Source organism: Gordonibacter sp., assembly GCF_036667095.1.
Classification (GTDB): domain Bacteria; phylum Actinomycetota; class Coriobacteriia; order Coriobacteriales; family Eggerthellaceae; genus Gordonibacter.
This window is the reverse complement of sequence record NZ_JAVWUP010000003.1, coordinates 16,446-34,524: the sequence shown is the minus strand read 5'-3', so window position 1 is coordinate 34,524 and position 18,079 is coordinate 16,446. Positions and strand designations below refer to the sequence as shown.

At 59.4% G+C, this 18,079-nt stretch carries 7 protein-coding genes; 6 read left to right on the top strand and 1 reads right to left on the bottom strand.

Annotated elements, in window-relative coordinates; all coding sequences use genetic code 11:
- The first annotated feature begins 29 nt into the window (after positions 1-29).
- Positions 30-13,142, top strand: a complete 13,113-nt coding sequence (locus tag RR842_RS00700) for an InlB B-repeat-containing protein (protein WP_332728804.1) — start codon at positions 30-32, stop codon at positions 13,140-13,142.
- A 1-nt stretch (position 13,143) separates the two neighbouring features.
- The gene (locus tag RR842_RS00695; RefSeq protein ID WP_332511921.1) at positions 13,144-13,644 is read left to right on the top strand and encodes a hypothetical protein; all 501 of its coding nucleotides are present in this window, start codon (positions 13,144-13,146) and stop codon (positions 13,642-13,644) included.
- Between the two features lie 121 nt (positions 13,645-13,765).
- Here the strand turns inward: RR842_RS00695 and RR842_RS00690 are convergent, their stop codons facing one another.
- Positions 13,766-13,978, bottom strand: a complete 213-nt coding sequence (locus RR842_RS00690; RefSeq protein ID WP_332511919.1) for a molybdopterin-binding protein — start codon at positions 13,976-13,978, stop codon at positions 13,766-13,768.
- Between the two features lie 354 nt (positions 13,979-14,332).
- Between RR842_RS00690 and RR842_RS00685 the strand changes: the two genes are divergently transcribed.
- From RR842_RS00685 to pstB, 4 genes are all read left to right on the top strand, one after another.
- Positions 14,333-15,244: a substrate-binding domain-containing protein gene (locus RR842_RS00685; protein ID WP_332511917.1), complete on the top strand. Its 912-nt coding sequence runs from the start codon at positions 14,333-14,335 to the stop codon at positions 15,242-15,244.
- A 30-nt stretch (positions 15,245-15,274) separates the two neighbouring features.
- Entirely contained in the window at positions 15,275-16,135 is an 861-nt protein-coding gene (gene pstC / locus RR842_RS00680; protein WP_332511915.1) for a phosphate ABC transporter permease subunit PstC, read from the top strand.
- Positions 16,132-17,055: a phosphate ABC transporter permease PstA gene (gene pstA, locus RR842_RS00675; protein ID WP_332711214.1), complete on the top strand. Its 924-nt coding sequence runs from the start codon at positions 16,132-16,134 to the stop codon at positions 17,053-17,055. The genes pstC and pstA overlap by 4 nt, the downstream gene beginning before the upstream one ends.
- Before the next feature lie 253 nt (positions 17,056-17,308).
- A complete protein-coding gene (gene pstB / locus RR842_RS00670; RefSeq protein ID WP_332511923.1) occupies positions 17,309-18,049 on the top strand; it encodes a phosphate ABC transporter ATP-binding protein PstB in 741 nt (246 codons plus the stop codon).
- Positions 18,050-18,079 lie beyond the last annotated feature (30 nt).

Genomic DNA, 18,079 nt, shown 5'->3' with positions numbered 1-18,079 from the left:
ATGCGCAAGGGAAAGATTCGGTGGTACGTATGAGCATGCTAGAAAAACTTTGCGACGCACGGCACACGATTGAGGGCAAGGCGCTTTCCATCCTTGTCTCTGCGGTGTTGGCGCTTTCGCTTATCAACTTGTCTTCGATCGCCTATGCCGCTGGAGAGGGCTCGGCCTCCGATGCTTCGGCAGCTCCCACTGCCGCCGCCCCTGCGGTGGATGACGCGTCCGATACGGCCGATACGGCCGATACGTCTGGCATGCCTGGTGCGTCTGACGACGCGTCCGGCGACACGTCCGGCGACAACCAAACTACCGCCCCCGGCTCCTCCGATGCAGGTACCGGTGCCCCGCAGGATGGTATACCTCCCGTCGCACCGCCAGCCCCGACCGACGACCTTCCGGTTGCCGAGTCCGGGGTTGCCGTGGTTTCCTTGGAATTCTCGCACGGATTCCTTGAGTACCTCGGCCAGACTATTGCGCCTCCCATCGAATCGGTCAAAGTGCCCCTGAACAAGGAGTTCCTGTTCACCGCCCATGCCGATGAAGGCTTCGAGCTAGACAAAGTGAAGACGGTCGTGGCCGATGTCGAGGTCGAGCTTGTCGCTAACGACGCGGGCGAGTACCGGATTCCCCGCGACCAAGTGACCAGCACCCTCACCATCAAGGTGGAAGGCAAAGAGAAGGTGCTGGAGAATGGAGCCACGCCCTCTGAAGACGTTGCTGCCGCCCCGATCACCTCCGATACCGTTATCGGTGCCAACGACGAAACGGCTGATATTGAACCCGAAGGTGCCACCAAGGACGTTGTGGACGGGGCCGCTCAGAACGAAGAAGTCGTAGCGAACGTGAGCAGCCCTGCGTTTGAGGGCTATGCCCAGGCAGGCAACGTGTTGGTAAAGGTAACTGCCGCCGAAGGCGCGCTCCCTGAGGGCACCACGGTCCGGGCGACCCAGATCACCAGTTCTGCCGTTATCGATGCGGTGGAAGCAACGGTTGAAGGTCAGGGTAGAGAACTTGAGAGCGCGGTTGCCGTCGACGTGACGCTCGTGGGTCCTGAGGGCAACGTCATCCAGCCGAATGCGGCGGTGAACGTCTGTTTCTTCAATGCCGGAATCGCCGGTGACACCATGGGTGTTTACCATGTAGCCAACGACGGCTCAAGTGTCGACCCTGTTTCTGCTCGCCAGGCAGACCCTGCGGCGCAGAGTTTTGACGTGAGTCACTTTTCGATCTATGTTGTGACGGCTGAGGGGACTCCTCATCTCGCCACCTACAATTTCTATGGCGTGGATGGCACAACGCTCATAGACACGCAGATTGTGAAGACCGGCGATGCCCTCTACGAGCCCGGGACGCCTGCTGTCGACGAGGGCCAGTCCTTCCAAGGCTGGTATGCCAAGAACGGTAGCGAATGGGCAGACAAATTCAGCACCTTTGGCGAGCAGGCTGTCACGGAAACGGCCACGTATGACCTTTACGCCAAATCATCCGAGTTGTACTACGTGTACTTCATGGACAACCGGCAGATTCGTGTCTATACCGCTAAGTCGGGAACCCCGGGAGACATCATTACGACCGACGTTGCGTTCCCGCTCGGCCCAAACGAGAGCGTGACCGGTTGGTACACGGACAAGGAACTTCAGAACAAAGTTGACTCGGTAGAGCTGAAGACATCGAACGTCACGCTGTATCCCAAAGTCGAAACGGGTAAATGGGTGAACTTCGTCGCCCAGGGTGGGTCGTACACCGCGCCGAAATTCATCGGTGTGGGTGGCGTCTCCGTTGAGCCTGCAAAACCCATTCGATCTGGCTACGACTTTGCGGGTTGGTATGATAACGAATCCTGTAAGGGAGACGCTTATTCATTTGGCACCGAACTCGCAAAAGACACGACGCTCTACGCGAAATGGGAAGCGGCTGAGGCGGAATACAACGTTGTTGTTTGGCTGGAGGCAGCAGACTCGACGCCCCATGCGATGCAGTATGATTACGTGACGACCTTCGACTATCAAGGGAAAACCGACGAAGTTGTTACGCTCCCTGGTGCAGCAGAGTTCAAGACACGTGTCGATTCCTTCTCAATCGACAAGCAGCATATTCTCGATGCTGCCGATAAGTCGAGTGACAAAGCTATTACGGTGAAGGGCGATGGCTCTGCAATCGCCAATGTGTATTTGAACCGTGCTGAATATACCATTGACCTGCGCTGCTCGGCAAAAAGCAGCGATAAAGAAAGTGCCTACAAAGATACTTATCCCCTTGTCGCGAATTACGGTGCCGATATTTCCGCACAATGGGCTGACGAGATGGTCACGATAAATAAGAAATATGGGATTCGCGTTTGGGTAGCCAATCCTAAAAGCCCTGGATCAACGGAAAATCCGGTTATCGCTCCATTTCAGACGATGACGGAAGACAGGACTCTCTATTACGTCATTTGTGGTGATGCTCTGCACCACTTGGAGTTGTACGTGGAGGATGTTGGCAATGGCGCTGCTATAGAGAAGCTCAGCCCCGAAGATCCCCGTTATCAGAGTGGTAGCTTCAGTTATTCGAAAAAATACGATACTACGATGTTTCAACTCGAAGACACGCTCGTGTTCAAGGGCTCAGGCGTGCACGCGTCGATCCCTAATTATGCGAATGCTCTGAATGGGTTTGAATGGGTAGGGGCCGATTTAAGTACGAACCAAGGCTTTTTCAATGTGAATGGCACCTGGACGGCCCGCCATTACTTCCAAAGGAAAGCGTACACCATTACTTTCAACAACCAAAACGTGGTAAGTACGAGCGGGGCTATCAAGTACGGCTGGTCGATCAAGGATGAGGGAGCCGCGCCGGACGCGAAGGACGCGGGCGTGCCGGAAGGATCGACGTTTGCGGGCTGGTACACGTCACCGACGTTCGCAGAGGGAACGGAATTCAATTTCAACGGTGCGACCATGCCAGCGCGAAACTTGGTTTTGTACGCGAAGTGGGTTCTTCCCACGTATAAGGTTACCTACTACATCGACATGGACGCTTCTTCGGTGGCGGCCACCCACGATGTCTCTTACGGAGAGACGACAAGCAGCGAGCCTTCTTCGATCGCCCGTGTTCCTGAGGGATACAAGTGGGTCGGTTGGATGACGCGCTCCGGATCTGGCGGTGACTATACCTATTTACCCTTCAACTTCAATACGCAGGCATATGGCGATATCGAGCTTTACCCCTACTACATCAACGACGAAAGCTATTCGGTGTCTTACCATGCGAACGGCGGTACGGGGGAGGTGCCGACGGACGGACACGAGTATGCGCAAGGTAGCTTCGCCGAAGTTGCAAAGAACACGCTTGCGGCGCCATCTGCCGACCAGATGTTCCTTGGATGGAGCACTCGTTCTGATGGCAGTGGTGCGACCTACTACCCCGGCGGCATGGTGCAGCTTGGTGGAGCGGACGTTACGCTTTATGCACAGTGGGGGCAACCGGCACCTCAGGCCTCGTTGATCTACGATGCCAATGGCGGCGAAGGCAGCCGCACCACCATGGATATTGCCAATAATGGCGAGACGATTCTCAAGACTGAAAAAGAGCTGAACTTCCAAGCACCCCGCGCTGACATGAATTTCGCGGGTTGGAACACCAAAGCGGATGGCACGGGGACTTCTTTTGCGGCAGGCACGGCAGCGCGGGTCAATATCGACGAAGGTGAGAACGTACTTTACGCTCAGTGGAAAGAAAAGACGAAGCTGGTTCTCGCGGCCGAGAGCAAGTCAAAGACATACGACGGCACGCCCCTTACGGGCTCGCAGGTTTCTCTGACAAGTGGCAATCTTGCCAGCGGCGATAAGCTGATGGCGACGACCTCAGGTTCTATTACGAATGTGAGCGAAAACGTTGCAGGCAACAACAAAGTGATCTCTTTTAGCATCGTGGATGGTGTCAAGGATGTCACCTCAAACTACATCATCGAGGTGCTCCCGGGTACGCTTACCATCATGCCTGCCCCGGTAACGCTCAAGTCCACCGACCTGAGCAAGGCCTACGACGGCACTCCCCTTATGAGCGGCGGCGGTGACCCCACCGTCCTCAGCGGCGGATGGGCCCCGAGAGAGGGCGCAACCTATACCTTCGAAGGCTCGGTGCTGCTGCCGGGCGAGACCGCTGCCAACAAGTACGCCTACCAGCTCAACCAGGGAACCTCGGCAAGTAACTACGCCATCGACGCTCAGTACGGCGAGCTGAAGATTGTCGACCGCACCGATGCCGAGAAGTACCAGGCCACGGTTGTGGCTAACTCCGGTGGCGGCGTGTACAACGGCACTAACTACACTGTGTCTGGCTTCGTGGGCGAGGTTGCGGGCAAGGGTATCCCGATAACCGCAGAGGGCCAAACCTACTACGTGACGGGCCTTGTGGCCGAGAAGACCGGCAAGGATGTTGTTGATTCCGGGGCGGTGACGGTTTCGGGCGATCCTAAGGTCAAGGACGTTGCCGGAAACGACGTGTCCGGTCAGTTCGTCATCACTCCTACTGATGGCTCGCTTACCATCACGCCTGCCCAAGTCACCGTTAAATCTGCCGACTTGAGCAAGCCCTATGATGGCACTGCGCTTACCAACGGTGCCACGCCCTTGATAGCTAATGATGGTTGGGTAACGGGCGAGGGAGCTGCCTATGCCTTTACTGGCTCGGTAACCCAGCCTGGCGAAACCGCAGCCAACGAGTTCACCTGGGCGTTCAACGAAGGAACGCTTTCCGGGAACTACACCGTCTCGCCTAGTTTCGGCCAGCTGAGCATCGAGAACCGTGATGCCAAGTACGAGATCCAGGTAGAGGCCAACTCTGGCTCCAAGACCTACGACGGAGCGGCTCTCGAGGTGTCGGGCTTCAAAAACGAGTCCGACAAGGGCATTGAGGTGAAGACCGCCGATGGTGGCACCTACTACGTGACGGGGCTGGCCTCTCAGGCTTCGGGCAAGAACGTTTCCGACTCGGTTGCCTCTATTCCGATGACGGGCACCGCAGTCGTGAAGGATGCCCAGGGCAACGACGTCTCAAGCCAGTTTAATGTTACGCTCAAAACCGGCTCGCTTACCATCGACAAGCGCGCTTTGACGTTGGAGTCTGAGACGATTTCCAAGGAATACGACGGCACGCCGCAGACCAACGGCGCAGCGCCCCTGAAGGTCGAGGACGGTTGGGCTTGGGGCGAAGGTGCCACCTACGCCTTCCCGGGTTCGGTTGTGCTGCCGGGCATGAGCGTTGCTAACGCCATCGCGATAACCTACAACGAAGGGACGCTCGAGAACAACTACCAGCTCAACAAGATCGAAGGCACCCTTTCGGTTAAGAGCCGCGATACCAAGTACGCCGCTGACGTGAACGCCAACTCCGGTGGCGGCGTGTATGACGGCACCGACTACACCGTGTCTGGCTTCAAAGGCGAGGTCGAGGCCCCGGGCATTGGCAAGGCTGTAGAGATCGTGGTCGAGGGCCATATCTACTACGTGACGGGCTTGGTGTCTGAAAAGACCGGCAGAGACGTTGCCGACTCCGGCGAGGTGCCCATCACCGGCACAGCTGTGGTGCGCGATGCCGCAGGCAATGACGTGACCTCGCAATTCAAGATCAACTCGAATCCGGGTACGCTTGTTATCACGGCACGTCCCGTGACCGTAATCGCCGGTACGCCAACGGCTAAAGAGTACGACGGCACCGCTCTCACCGATTCCTCGTGGACGGTAGCCGCCTCCGATGTCAGTACTGGCTTGGTAGGGGGCGATACCATCGATCGCGTGACGGTGAGCGGTTCGCAGCTCTATCCCGGCACGTCCCCTAACGTGTCGAGCGATGCCGTGTTCGGCCAGGTTGATCCAAGCAACTATGCCGTCAACTATGTCAACGGTACGCTCGAAGTGACGGATCGCGCGGTCAAGTACGCCCTCAAGGCAAACGCTGCAAAGGGGTCGGTTCTTTATGACGCTGTCGAGCATGCCGTTCAGGGTGTGGCGTTCGATAATCTGACGTTTGACGGCCAGACGTACACGGTAGAGGGACTTGCCGCTTCGGTGGCAGCCACTAACGTGAACCGCGATGGGGCTCATGATGGTGTTGTTGTTCCCTACACGGCTTCCATTCAAGGACAGGCTGTCGTGCGCGATGCTGCTGGCAGGGACGTGACGGCTCAGTTCAGCATTGACACGGCAGACAAAGCCGAGCTTACCATCAAGCCGCGCTTGCTTGCGGTAGCGTCGCCTTCCGACGAGAAGGTGTATGACGGCTCTCCGCTGACGAGTAAGAACCTGGCATTCTCGGGCGACGGTTTTGCCCAGGGCGAAGGGGCCTCGTTCGACGTGACAGGCTCCCAGACGCTTGTGGGCTTCGCCCCCAACACGTTCACTACGTCTTGGAATGCGGGCACCTCGGTGCATAACTATGAACTCACCGAAATCGTCGGCACCCTCACGGTAAAGAACCGCGATGCCAAATACGAGGTCGAGGTTACCGCTAACTCCGGTGGCGGCGTGTACAACGGCACCGACTACACCGCGTCCGGCTTCGTGAACGAGGTCGCTGACAAGGGTATCCAAATAACCGCAGAGGGCCAAACCTACTACGTGACGGGCCTTGTGGCCGAGAAGACCGGCAAGGATGTTGTTGATTCCGGGGCGGTGACGGTTTCGGGCGCTGCCATAGTGAAGGACGAAGCGGGCAACGATGTGTCGAGCCAGTTCGACATCAAGCCTGTTCCTGGCAAACTTACCATTACACCTGCGTCGGTTGTGCTCAAGTCCATCGACCTGAGTAAGGCCTACGACGGCACTCCGTTGGTCAACGACGGCACGCTGCCTGCGGTAATCGGTGGCGGATGGGCCCCGGGAGAGGGTGCGACCTATACTTTCGAAGGCTCGGTGCTGCTGCCGGGTGAGGTTGCTGCCAACAGGTACGCCTACCAGCTCAACCAGGGAACCTCGGCAAGTAACTACGCCATCGACGCTCAGTACGGCGAGCTGAAGATTGTCGACCGCACCGATGCCGAGAAGTATCAGGCCACGGTTGTGGCGAACTCCGGCGGCGGCGTGTACAACGGCGCCGACTACACCGCATCCGGCTTCCAAGGTGTCAGCACTGCCTTGGGTACCGCAATAACGGTTGAAGGCAAGACCTTCTATGTATCTGGATTGACGTCCGAAGCTGCAGGTAAGAACGTCTCCGACTCGGTGGCGTCTATTCCCATAACCGGTGCAGCCGTGGTCAAAGATGCCGCCGGCAACGATGTGACCAGCCAGTTCAAGGTCGATCTGGCGGCGGGTTCGCTCACTATAACCAAGGCTCCTCTTACGGTGAAGTCGAAGACCGAAAGCAAGCCCTACGACGGCACCGCGCTGACCAACGGCGGCAATATGCCTGAAAGCCAGGACGGTTGGGCGGCAGATGAAGGTGCCACGTACACCTTCGGCGCCAGCGTACTCACTCCCCAACAGGGCCCGGTGGACAACGCGTTTGAGATGGTGCCCAACAGTGGCACCAATCTCGGCAACTACGCCCTGACGCAGGAGATTGGTACGCTCTTCATTACACGCAACCCCAATCCGCTTGATCTTGCGGTTCAGGGCAAGAGCGGTTCGCAACCCTACAACGGCAAGGACTTCACGGTGTCCGGTTTCGAGAACGAGACGGATAAGGGCATCGAAGTAACGACTGCCAAGGGCGTGACCTACTACGTCACCGGGCTGACCGCTTCTAGGATCAGCAAGAACGTTCGCGACTCGGGCACGGTCGCCATCGAGGGCACACCCACGGTGTTCGACGTCTACGGCAACAACGTAACCGACGAGGTGGATCTCGCTCTCAACGCTGGCACGCTTGCCATTACGGCCATCCCGCTCTACCTTGAGTCGGGCAGCTTCTCCAAGGACTACGACGGAACTGCGCTGACCAACGGCGACCATGGTCTCGTCAAGGAAGAAGGCTTCGTCGAGGGCGAAGGTGCCACGTACGTGTTCACCGGCGAAGTGACAAAGCCCAACCAAACGGCCCCCAATGCGTTCACCATCGATTTCGGTACCACGCTGGAAAGCAACTACGAACTTCATAAGGCCGAGGGAACGCTCAAGATCGACAACCGCCAAGCCAAGTACCAGGTCAAGGTGGAGGCCAATTCCGGCGAGAAGACCTATGACGGAGTGGCGCTGAGCGTGTCTGGCTTCAAGAATCAAACCCAAAAGGGCATCGAGGTTACCGCCGATGACCACCAGTACTATGTGACGGGCTTGACGTCGGAAGCTCGCGGCACCGACGTTGCCGAATCGAACGCTTCCATCCCGGTGGATGGCACCGCCGTGGTCAAGGACGAGGCGGGCGTCGAGGTAACGGATCAGTTCAACGTTACGTCGACGAGCGGACGTCTGACCATCACGCCGCGCGAGGTTGTGCTGGAGTCCAAAGACCTGCACAAGGAATACGACGGCACGCCTCTGGAGAACGGCACGAATGGCTTGAAGACCGAGACCGGGTGGCTGACGGACCAGGGTCAGGGCGCTACTTACGATTTCACTGGTTCGTCGGTGACGCTGCCTGCTGCCAGCTCCCCCAACGCTTTTAAGGTTGTGCTCAACGAGGGCACCAATGGGGGCAACTACCATATTACGAAGATTTCCGGCACGCTCTCCATCGACAACCGTGCCGACAAGTACGCGGTTTCGGTCGAGGCCAACTCGGGTTCGAAGACCTACGACGGCACCGATCTTGCGGTTTCCGGCTTCAAGAACCAGGTTGACGGCAAGGGTATTGCGGTAGTCGCCGACGGCAAGACCTACTATGTAACGGGTCTCGCCGCCTCGAAGACCGGAAAGAATGTTGCGCAGTCCGGCACCGTTGACCCCCTGGGCACGGCCATCGTGAGGGACGAAGCGGGCAACGACGTTACCTCCCAGTTCAACATCACGGCCGATAAGGGCAGCTTCACCATTGATGCGCGCCACGTTACCGTTATGGCTGGCAGCGCCGACAAGGAATACGACGGCACGCCTTTAACCGATCCTTCATGGACGGTGGCTACCGGTGACGTTGCCACTGGTCTGGTTGCTGGCGATACCATCGAAGATGCGACGGTAGCCGGCTCCCAGCTGGTGGTGGGCGACTCCCTCAACGTATCGAGCGATGCCGTGTTCGGGCAGAACACCGACGCGCGCAACTACGAGGTCGGCTACGCCGACGGCACGCTCAGGGTGACGGACCGCGCGGTCAAGTACGCCGTCAAGGCCCTTGCGGCCGACGGCACGGCTCGGTACGACGCTTCCGAGCATGTTGTTTCGGACGTGACGTTCGACACGCTCATGTTCAACGGCCAGAAGTACACGATCGAGGGCTTGACGGCCACCGTGTCTGGCACCAACGTGAACCGCGATGCCAGCGGGGCTGTTGTTCCCTACACGGCTCCCATTCAGGGCAGGGCCGTCGTGTTCGATGCGAAGGGCAACGACGTTACCGCCCAGTTCAGCATTGATACGACCGATTTGGCCAAGCTTGTTGTCACGCCGCGTTCGGTTACCGCGACGTCGGGTTCTGACGAAAAAGTGTACGACGGCACCCCGCTGAAGAAGGACGGCGTTGAGGTTTCCGGCGACGGTTTCGTCGCCGGAGAAGAGCCCTTCTTTACCGTGACGGGTACGCGGACGCTCGTGGGCTCTGACAACAACACGTTTACCATGACGTGGAAGGCCACTGCCTCGTCTTCGAACTACGACGTACACCAGGTGTTCGGCACTCTACTGGTGAAGGCGCGCGACGCCAAGTACGAAGTTGATATCACGGGCAAGTCCGGCGGCGGCGTGTACAACGGCTCCGACTACACGGTGTCCGGTTTCGAGAACGAAGTAGACGTTCCGGGCATAGGCAAGGCCATCGAGGTTACGGCCGGCGGCCAGGCCTACTATGTGACGGGTCTGACGTCTGAGAAGACCGGCAAGAACGTTGCCGATTCCGGTCAGGTGAATATAACCGGCACGCCGGTAGTGTACGATGCCGCGGGTAACGTCGTCACCGACCAGTTCAACGTCAAACCTACCCCTGGCGAGCTGGCCATCACCGAGCGCCACGTTACCGTGACGGCGGACAACGCTGCCAAGGAATACGACGGCACGCCGCTGGTGCGCAACACGTGGACCGTTGCCGACCCCATCGATAACGCCGGTTTGGTTGGTGGCGATACCATCATCGCTGCTACGGTGGAGGGCTCTCAGCTTTATCCGGGTGCTTCTGCCAACAAGGCGAGCAAAGCGGTGTTCGGCAAGGGCGACCCGAAGAACTACCTGGTCGATTACGTTGAAGGCGCGCTTGCCGTGACCGATCGTGCTGCCGAGAACAAGTACGTGGTGGAACTGACCGGCTTGGAAGAGAGCCATAGGTACGACGGTGCCACGTACACGCTTGCCGGCCCTTCCTACAAGACCACGGTGTTCAACGGCCAGACCTACACCATCACCGGCCTGAGCGCCTCGGTTGAGGCGACGCATGTGAAGCGCGGTGCTTCTGACAGCGTGGAGGCTTACACGGCTCCCGTCGAGGGCACCATGGTGGTTCGCGACAGGGACGGCATCGACGTGACGTCGCAGTTTACGGTCGACAAAAACGTGTCGTTGTCGCTGACCATCGAGCCGCGCACGCTGGAGCTTAAGTCGCAAACGTTGAGCAAGATGTACGACGGCGCGGCGTTTGCCAACAACGGAGCGGCGTTGGCCGTGGAGAACGGTTGGGCAACGGGCGAGGGCGCAACGTACGAGTACGACGCATCCGTGACGCTTCCCGGCACGGTGGACAACACGTATAGCATCAAGTACAACGACGGTGTTTTGGCAAGCGACTATCAGGTTGAGAAAAGCGTCGGCACGCTTACCGTGACCGACCGCCCCGACGCCTCTAAGTACGTCATCAAAGCGTTGGCTAACGATGCCACCGTCATCTTCGATGGCTCTGAACAGCAGGTCGAGGGCGTGGAGTTCGACAATCTTACCTTCGACAGCCAGACCTACACGGTCGGAGGCCTCACCGCACGCGCGACCGGCACCGACGTCAAGCTTACCGCCGCCGGCAGCGTGGCAGCCTATACTGCAGCTATCGGCGGCACCGCCAAGGTGTACGACGCCGAGGGCATCGATGTGACCGCCCAGTTCGCGGTGGACACGACCGACCTGGCCGAGCTTACCATCAACAAACGCCCGGTGACCGTGAAGGCGGCCTCCGGCTCTAAGGACTACGACGGCACGCCGCTTGCGGATGCGGGCTGGAGCGTTGAGTCTCCCGGCGAGGGCATGGGCCTGGTGAACTCCGACGCCATCACCTCGGCGACGGTGGTGGGTAGCCAGCTCTACCCGGGTACCAGCAACAACGTGCCCAGCAACGCCATGTTCGGCACGGGCCTCGCCTCTAACTACGAGGTGGTCTACGCCAACGGTACCCTCACGGTGAACGACCGTGCGACGAAGTTCGATGTCACGGTATCTACCAACAGCGGCTCCAAGAGGTACGACGGCACCGACTTGACGGTTGAGGGCTTCAAGAACGAAACCGACAAGGGTATCGAGATCGCGGTCAACGGGCAGGTCTACTATGTCACGGGCCTCGCTGCTTCCAAGACGGGTTCCAATGTGGCCGATTCCGGTACGGTTGAAGTGACGGGAACCGCCAAGGTCATGGATGCCGCCGGCAACGACGTTACGGGCCAGTTCAACGTGAATGTTGTTCCGGGTGAGTTCATCATCACCCCTGTACCATTCAACATTGCTATTACGGGAGCTACCGATTCGAAGACGTACAACAGCCGCGAGCAGGCGGTTGAGGGCTATACGCTAGGCTCCATGCCCGATGGCATAGTGGTGGCGCTCAAGGCCGACGCTCACGCGCGCGCTGCGGGCACGGATGTCGGAACCTACCCCATGGGCCTTACGGCCGACAGCTTCAACGTAGAATCCGCAAACTACCAGGTGACGCTCAACGTCGTTGACGGCTGGCTCAAAATCAACCCGGCTGAGCTTGTTATCAAAGCAGACGATGGCGGCAAGACGTACGGCAAGCCTGATGGCGAGTTGACCGCTACGATCACCGGTCTTCAGGGTGACGATACGTTCACAGGCTCCTACGACGTGAACCGCGCGCCCGGCGAAAGTGCCGGCTCCTACGACATCACGGTCGACAACGTGGTGTTCGGCAACCCGAACTATACGGTGAAAACCGAGCCTGGCACGTTCGTGGTTGCTTCGGCCGATACGGTGAACATCATTGTGGGCAATACGACGAAACCCTATGACGGCCAGCCGCTGGTTCCTGGCGAGTCTACCATCGTGGGCTTGCAGCCGGGCGATACCGTCGAGTTCGAGTACGGCGGATCGCAGACCGATGCTGGTACGGGCGAGGGCACGGTCACCAATGTCGTCATTCGCAACGAGGCGGGCGAGAACGTGACGGGCAACTATGCTGGCATCGAGATAGTACCCGGTTCGCTTACCGTTACGCCGAAGGCCGTCACGATTGTGGTGAACAACGCTTCCAAGATTGCTGGCACTGCCGATCCGGTCTTCACGGGTACGGTTGCGGGCCTGGTGGCCGAGGGTGATCTGGGCGCGATTGTCTACAGCCGCACCAATACTGCGTCGAACGGCGAAGGCACGTACGCCGAGGTGCTCACGGCAGGCTTCACCGCCAACAAGAACTATACGGTGACGGTGGTTCCGGGCACCTTCGTTATCACGGCTGCTCCGGTTGTGCCGGTTGCGCCCCTCAATCCGCCGACGCCGGTTACGCCCACGCCGCCGCCCACGCCGGGTGTGGTTCCTGAGGGTCCGTTGGCTCCGGTAATCAACGCCTTGCAGGACATCGCCGAGACGGTTATTGCTCCGATTGCCACGCCTCTGACCGGTCCCGACGAGGAAACCATCGGCGACGACGAGACGCCGCTTGCGGGCTACGACGTGGTGAATTGTTGGGTGCACTATTACCTGATCATCGGCATTATCATCACCCTGCTCTACGGTGCCGGCGTGCTGGTTCGCCGCGTCCGCTTCACCAGCAAGCTGAAGGGCTTCGAAAACGATGTGCTGGGCATTGAAGATGAAAGCACGGTTCCGCTTGTTGCGCCGACAACGACGGAAGGGAAGGAGGCCTAGCATGAAGAAGAGCAACTGGATTATCGCGGCTGTTCTGGCCCTAGGCGCAGGCTTCTTTTTGTGGCTGTGGTACTACCTCGGGTTCAACTTCGTTGACGACCCGCTGGACTTGGTCATTGCGATTGTGTGGTGGGCGGTGGTGCTGGGCTTGGTGTTCGGCATTCGCTTCGTGGAGAAAAAGCGCCAGCAGCGCGTGCGTACTACGTACCTCGCACCGGGTAAACTGTTCAATAGCGAGGCCGGCTTGGTTGATCTGGCTGCGCTCGAGGAGGGCATGACGGTAACCGATGCGCTTGAAGGTACGCTCTCGGAGCTGAAGTACTCCTTCGATCGTACCGACCTTCCCGAGCGCGACGAGGTGACGTTCGATCGAATCGTGCGCACCGAAAAGTTTGACAAAGACGATGCCGATAAATGGGAAGGCGAAGTTGTGGATGTTAAGACGCAGCAGGCCTCGCCCTTTAAGGGCAAAGAAGAGCTTGCCAGCTTGTTAGCAGCGTGAGTATCAGCCGCTTCGGCGGTGCGAAAACCCCGGAATGTGAAACGGCCCTCCAGAGGTGACTGGAGGGCCGTTTCACGTTGATTCGCGTGCTCGGATTTTTTCGAGCACGGTGCGCGTTCAGCTACTCGTCGACACCGATGATGACCGACGATGCTTTGACGATGGCATACGCCTCTTTCCCTACTTCGAGCTGTAGTTCTTTGAGCGACCCCATGGAAATCGTCGACGTGATAAGCTGCCCACCTTCGAGCTCCATGATTACGATGGCGTTCACTGCTCCCGGATGGATAGCCGTGATGGTGCCTTTCAGCGTATTGCGCGCGGATAGCTTCATTGAGTCGTGCCCCCTTCTTTGCCGTCCCCCAATAGTCTCTTCGCTTCTATTGTAGCGTGCCCTCCCTCGTCGTGCGGATAAAACTGCGAGAAGAGGCAATCTTGCCTTGCCTAGCGTTTGCGACCGGGCCTCTCTGCCTCGTTTTGAGTTGCAGCGCTGTCGGCTGCCTTGCTTTTGTGCGGCTGCCTTTCCGCGGAAAAGGCGTATACCAGGCTTTACCAAAACTTAACCTATCTCCTACCGGCTTTTGATGGTGATTGCCCATCATGTTCTTCGCACCGCGCGACAAGCATTCGCGCAGTGCGTGCGAAACCAAGAAATTCGCGTTCTCGGGACGCCAATGAAAGGAAGAACATGAAGAAGCGTTTGGCACTGGTTGCAATGGGGGCTGTGATGGCACTGGGCCTGTTCGCCCTTGCAGGTTGCGCGGGCGGCGGCAATGCCGGCTCGGGATCGAGCGACGGCAGCTCGTCCTCGTCTCCCTCTGGCGAGGTGTCGGTCTACTCGCGTGAGGATGGCTCCGGCACGCGTGGCGCATTCATCGAGCTGTTCGGTATCGAGGAGAAGCAGGGCGACAAGAAGGTGGACATGACCACTACGGCCGCCTCCATCACAAACTCGACGTCGGTTATGATGACGTCGGTGGCGGGCGATCCGAACGGCATCGGCTACATCTCGCTGGGCTCTCTGAACGACACGGTGGCGGCCCTCCGGGTGGATGGCACCGAGCCGACCGCTGCCAACGTGAAGAGCGGCGAGTACAAGATTTCCCGCCCCTTCAATATCGTGACCAAGGACGGCCTGTCCGATACGGCCCAGGACTTCATTGCCTTCATCATGAGCGCCGAGGGCCAGAAGGTCGTCGAGGACAGCGGTTACATCGCGGTTGAAGACGGCGCTAAGGCCTACACCGCCTCCGGCAAGAGCGGCAAGGTCGTGGTTGCGGGCTCCTCTTCGGTGAGCCCGGTCATGGAGAAGCTGGCCGAGGCCTACGAGGCTTTGAACAGCGGCGTGAACATCGAGGTGCAGCAGTCCGACTCCACCACCGGCGTGAATATGGCTACGGAGGGCACCTGCGACATCGGCATGGCCTCCCGTGAGCTCAAGGACTCCGAGACGGCTGCCGGCGTGAAGCCCACCGTTATCGCGCAGGATGGCATCGCGGTTATCGTCGGCAAGGGTGCTACGATCGGCGACATCACCAGCGACCAGGTGAAGGCCATCTACACCGGTGCTACCACCACGTGGGAAGACGCCCTCGCGTAAGCGAGGCCTCCCGGACAGCAGAGAATTTCCATGACGAAGTTTCATATCAAGGAAGGCGTTGCGCGGGTGTTCTTTATCGCCTCCGCGGGGATATCGATCCTCGCGGTGGCGCTTATCTGCGTCTTCCTCTTCGCAAACGGCCTGCCGGCCATTGCCCAGATAGGCCTGCCGGACTTCCTGTTCGGCACCACCTGGAAGCCAGGCAACGACCTGTACGGCATCTTCCCCATGATCGTGGGCAGCATCTACGTCACCGCAGGCGCCATCGTGCTGGGCGTGCCCGTAGGACTTTTGTGCGCCATCTATCTTTCTCGGTTCGCCAGCGGTCGCGTGGCGCGTTTCCTCAAGCCGGGCGTGGAGCTTTTGGCGGGAATCCCGTCGGTGGTATACGGCTTCTTCGGCTTGGTCATGATCGTGCCGTTCATTCGCGTGAATGCACCCGGCAACGGGTTGTCGCTGCTGGCAGCGGCCATCCTCTTGGGCATCATGATTCTGCCTACCATCATCACCGTGGCGCAAAGCGCGCTCGACGCGGTGCCGAAGAAGTACTACGAAGGGGCGCTCGCGCTGGGCGCCGACCATGAGCGCGCGGTGTTCAAGGTGCTCGTGCCCGCGGCGACCTCCGGTATCATGGCCGGTGTCGTGCTGGGCGTAGGGCGCGCTATCGGCGAGACCATGGCAGTGATCATGGTGGCTGGCAACCAGCCGGTCATCCCCGAGAGCATCTTCAGCGGCGTGCGCACCATGACGGCCAACATCGTGCTGGAAATGGGCTATGCGGCCGATCTGCACCGCGGGGCGCTCGTGGCCACCGGCGTGGTGCTGTTCGTGTTCATCCTGCTTATCACCATGCTGTTCAACCTTATCAAGAAGCGGGGTGAGGTGAAATGACCGGCGCACAGGCAGAATGCAGCGACCGCTTCGCCGAAATGTACGCCGTGGCCGAGGCGCGCAGTGCGCGTTCCCGCCGCGTGGTGTCGGCCCTGCTGCGCACGTTGGTGTACCTGGGCGCGCTCATCACTACGGCCGTACTCGTGTTCATCGTGGGCTACATTTTGGTGAAAGGCGTGCCGTACCTCACGCCCAGCCTGTTCGCCTGGGAGTACACGTCTGAGAACGTGTCGCTCATGCCAGCACTTGTCAATACGCTGCTCATGGCCGGCTTGTCGCTGCTCATGGCGGTACCACTCGGTGTGAGCTCGGCAATCTATCTGGTGGAATACGCGCCACGCGGCAGCAAGTTCGTGCAGTTGGTGCGCACCACCACCGAGACGCTGCAGGGCATCCCCTCTATTATCTACGGCCTGTTCGGCATGTTGTTCTTCGTGACGGCGTTGCGCTGGAACCTGTCGCTTCTGGCGGGCGCCTGCACCTTGGCCATCATGATCCTGCCGGTAGTCATGCGCACGAGCGAAGAGGCGCTCATCGCCGTGCCGGATGCTTACCGCGAAGGCGGCTTCGGCCTGGGCGCGGGACGTTTGCGCACCGTATTCCGCTGCGTGTTGCCTACGGCCATTCCCGGCATCTTGGGTGGCATCATCCTGGGCCTCGGCCGTGTGGTGGGCGAGGTGGCGGCCCTTATCTTCACGGCGGGCTCCATCGCCCAGATTCCGAACTTCGCCGAGGGCTTGGGCGCGGTATTCGACTCCACCCGAACGCTTGCAGTGCACATGTACGTGCTGGCCAGCGAAGGTTTGCACGTGAACGAGACGTATGCGACGGCGGTGGTGCTGCTGGCGATGGTGGTGCTGCTGAACATGCTGGCCACGTTCGCCGCCCGTAAGATGAGCAAAGGAAGGCAACATGATTAACGCATTGTGGGGTAAGAAGCGTACTGAGGCGTGCGCCGCATCGGTACGGGTGGCTTCGGCGAGCAGCGGAGCCGCTGCGGTAGCGATAGCTCCTGCGGCAGGGATGGCGGCTGCGGTAGCGATGGCTCCTGCGGCAACGGCGACTCCCTTCATGATGACGGGGTCCTCCTCCACGCTGGAGCGGCCTAGCTACCAGCCTAACGTGAGCGTGCGCGCCCATCGCAGTGCGGGGCTTGTTCCCGCCGTGTCTAAAATGGGCGTTGCCGACCTGGATCTGTACTACAAGGACTTCAAGGCGCTGAAAAACATCGACCTCGAGTTCCCCGAGAATCAGGTAACCGCGCTCATCGGCCCGTCAGGATGCGGCAAGTCCACGTTGCTGAAAAGCCTGAACCGCATGAACGACCTCGTGGAAGGGTGCCGTATCGAGGGCTCCATCACGCTTGATGGCCAAGACATCCGCCGCGATGTCGAGGTGAACGCGCTTCGCCGTCGTGTGGGCATGGTGTTCCAGCAGCCCAACCCGTTCCCCATGAGCGTGTACGACAACGTGGCGTTCGGCCCGCGCACGCACGGCATCAAGAAGCGCGAGGACTTGGATGCCATCGTGGAGCAGAGCCTGCGCGACGCGGCTATCTGGGACGAGTTGAAGGATCGCCTGAAGAAGAACGCGCTGGGCCTTTCCGGCGGCCAGCAGCAGCGCCTGTGCATCGCCCGTGCACTGGCCGTGCGCCCCGAAGTACTGCTCATGGACGAGGCCACCAGCGCACTCGACCCCATCTCCACGGCAAAGATCGAGGAGCTGGTGGCACAGCTGAAGGAGCGCTACACCATCATCATGGTCACGCACAATATGCTGCAAGCGCTGCGCGTGTCCGACAAGACGGCGTTTTTCCTGTTGGGTGAGATGGTGGAATCCGGCGAGACTGACGACATCTTCACAAGTCCGCAAGATCCCCGTACCGCCGATTATGTGGCGGGTAGATTCGGGTAAAATGGGTTCAAGTGGCGAGTCAGCCTCGGT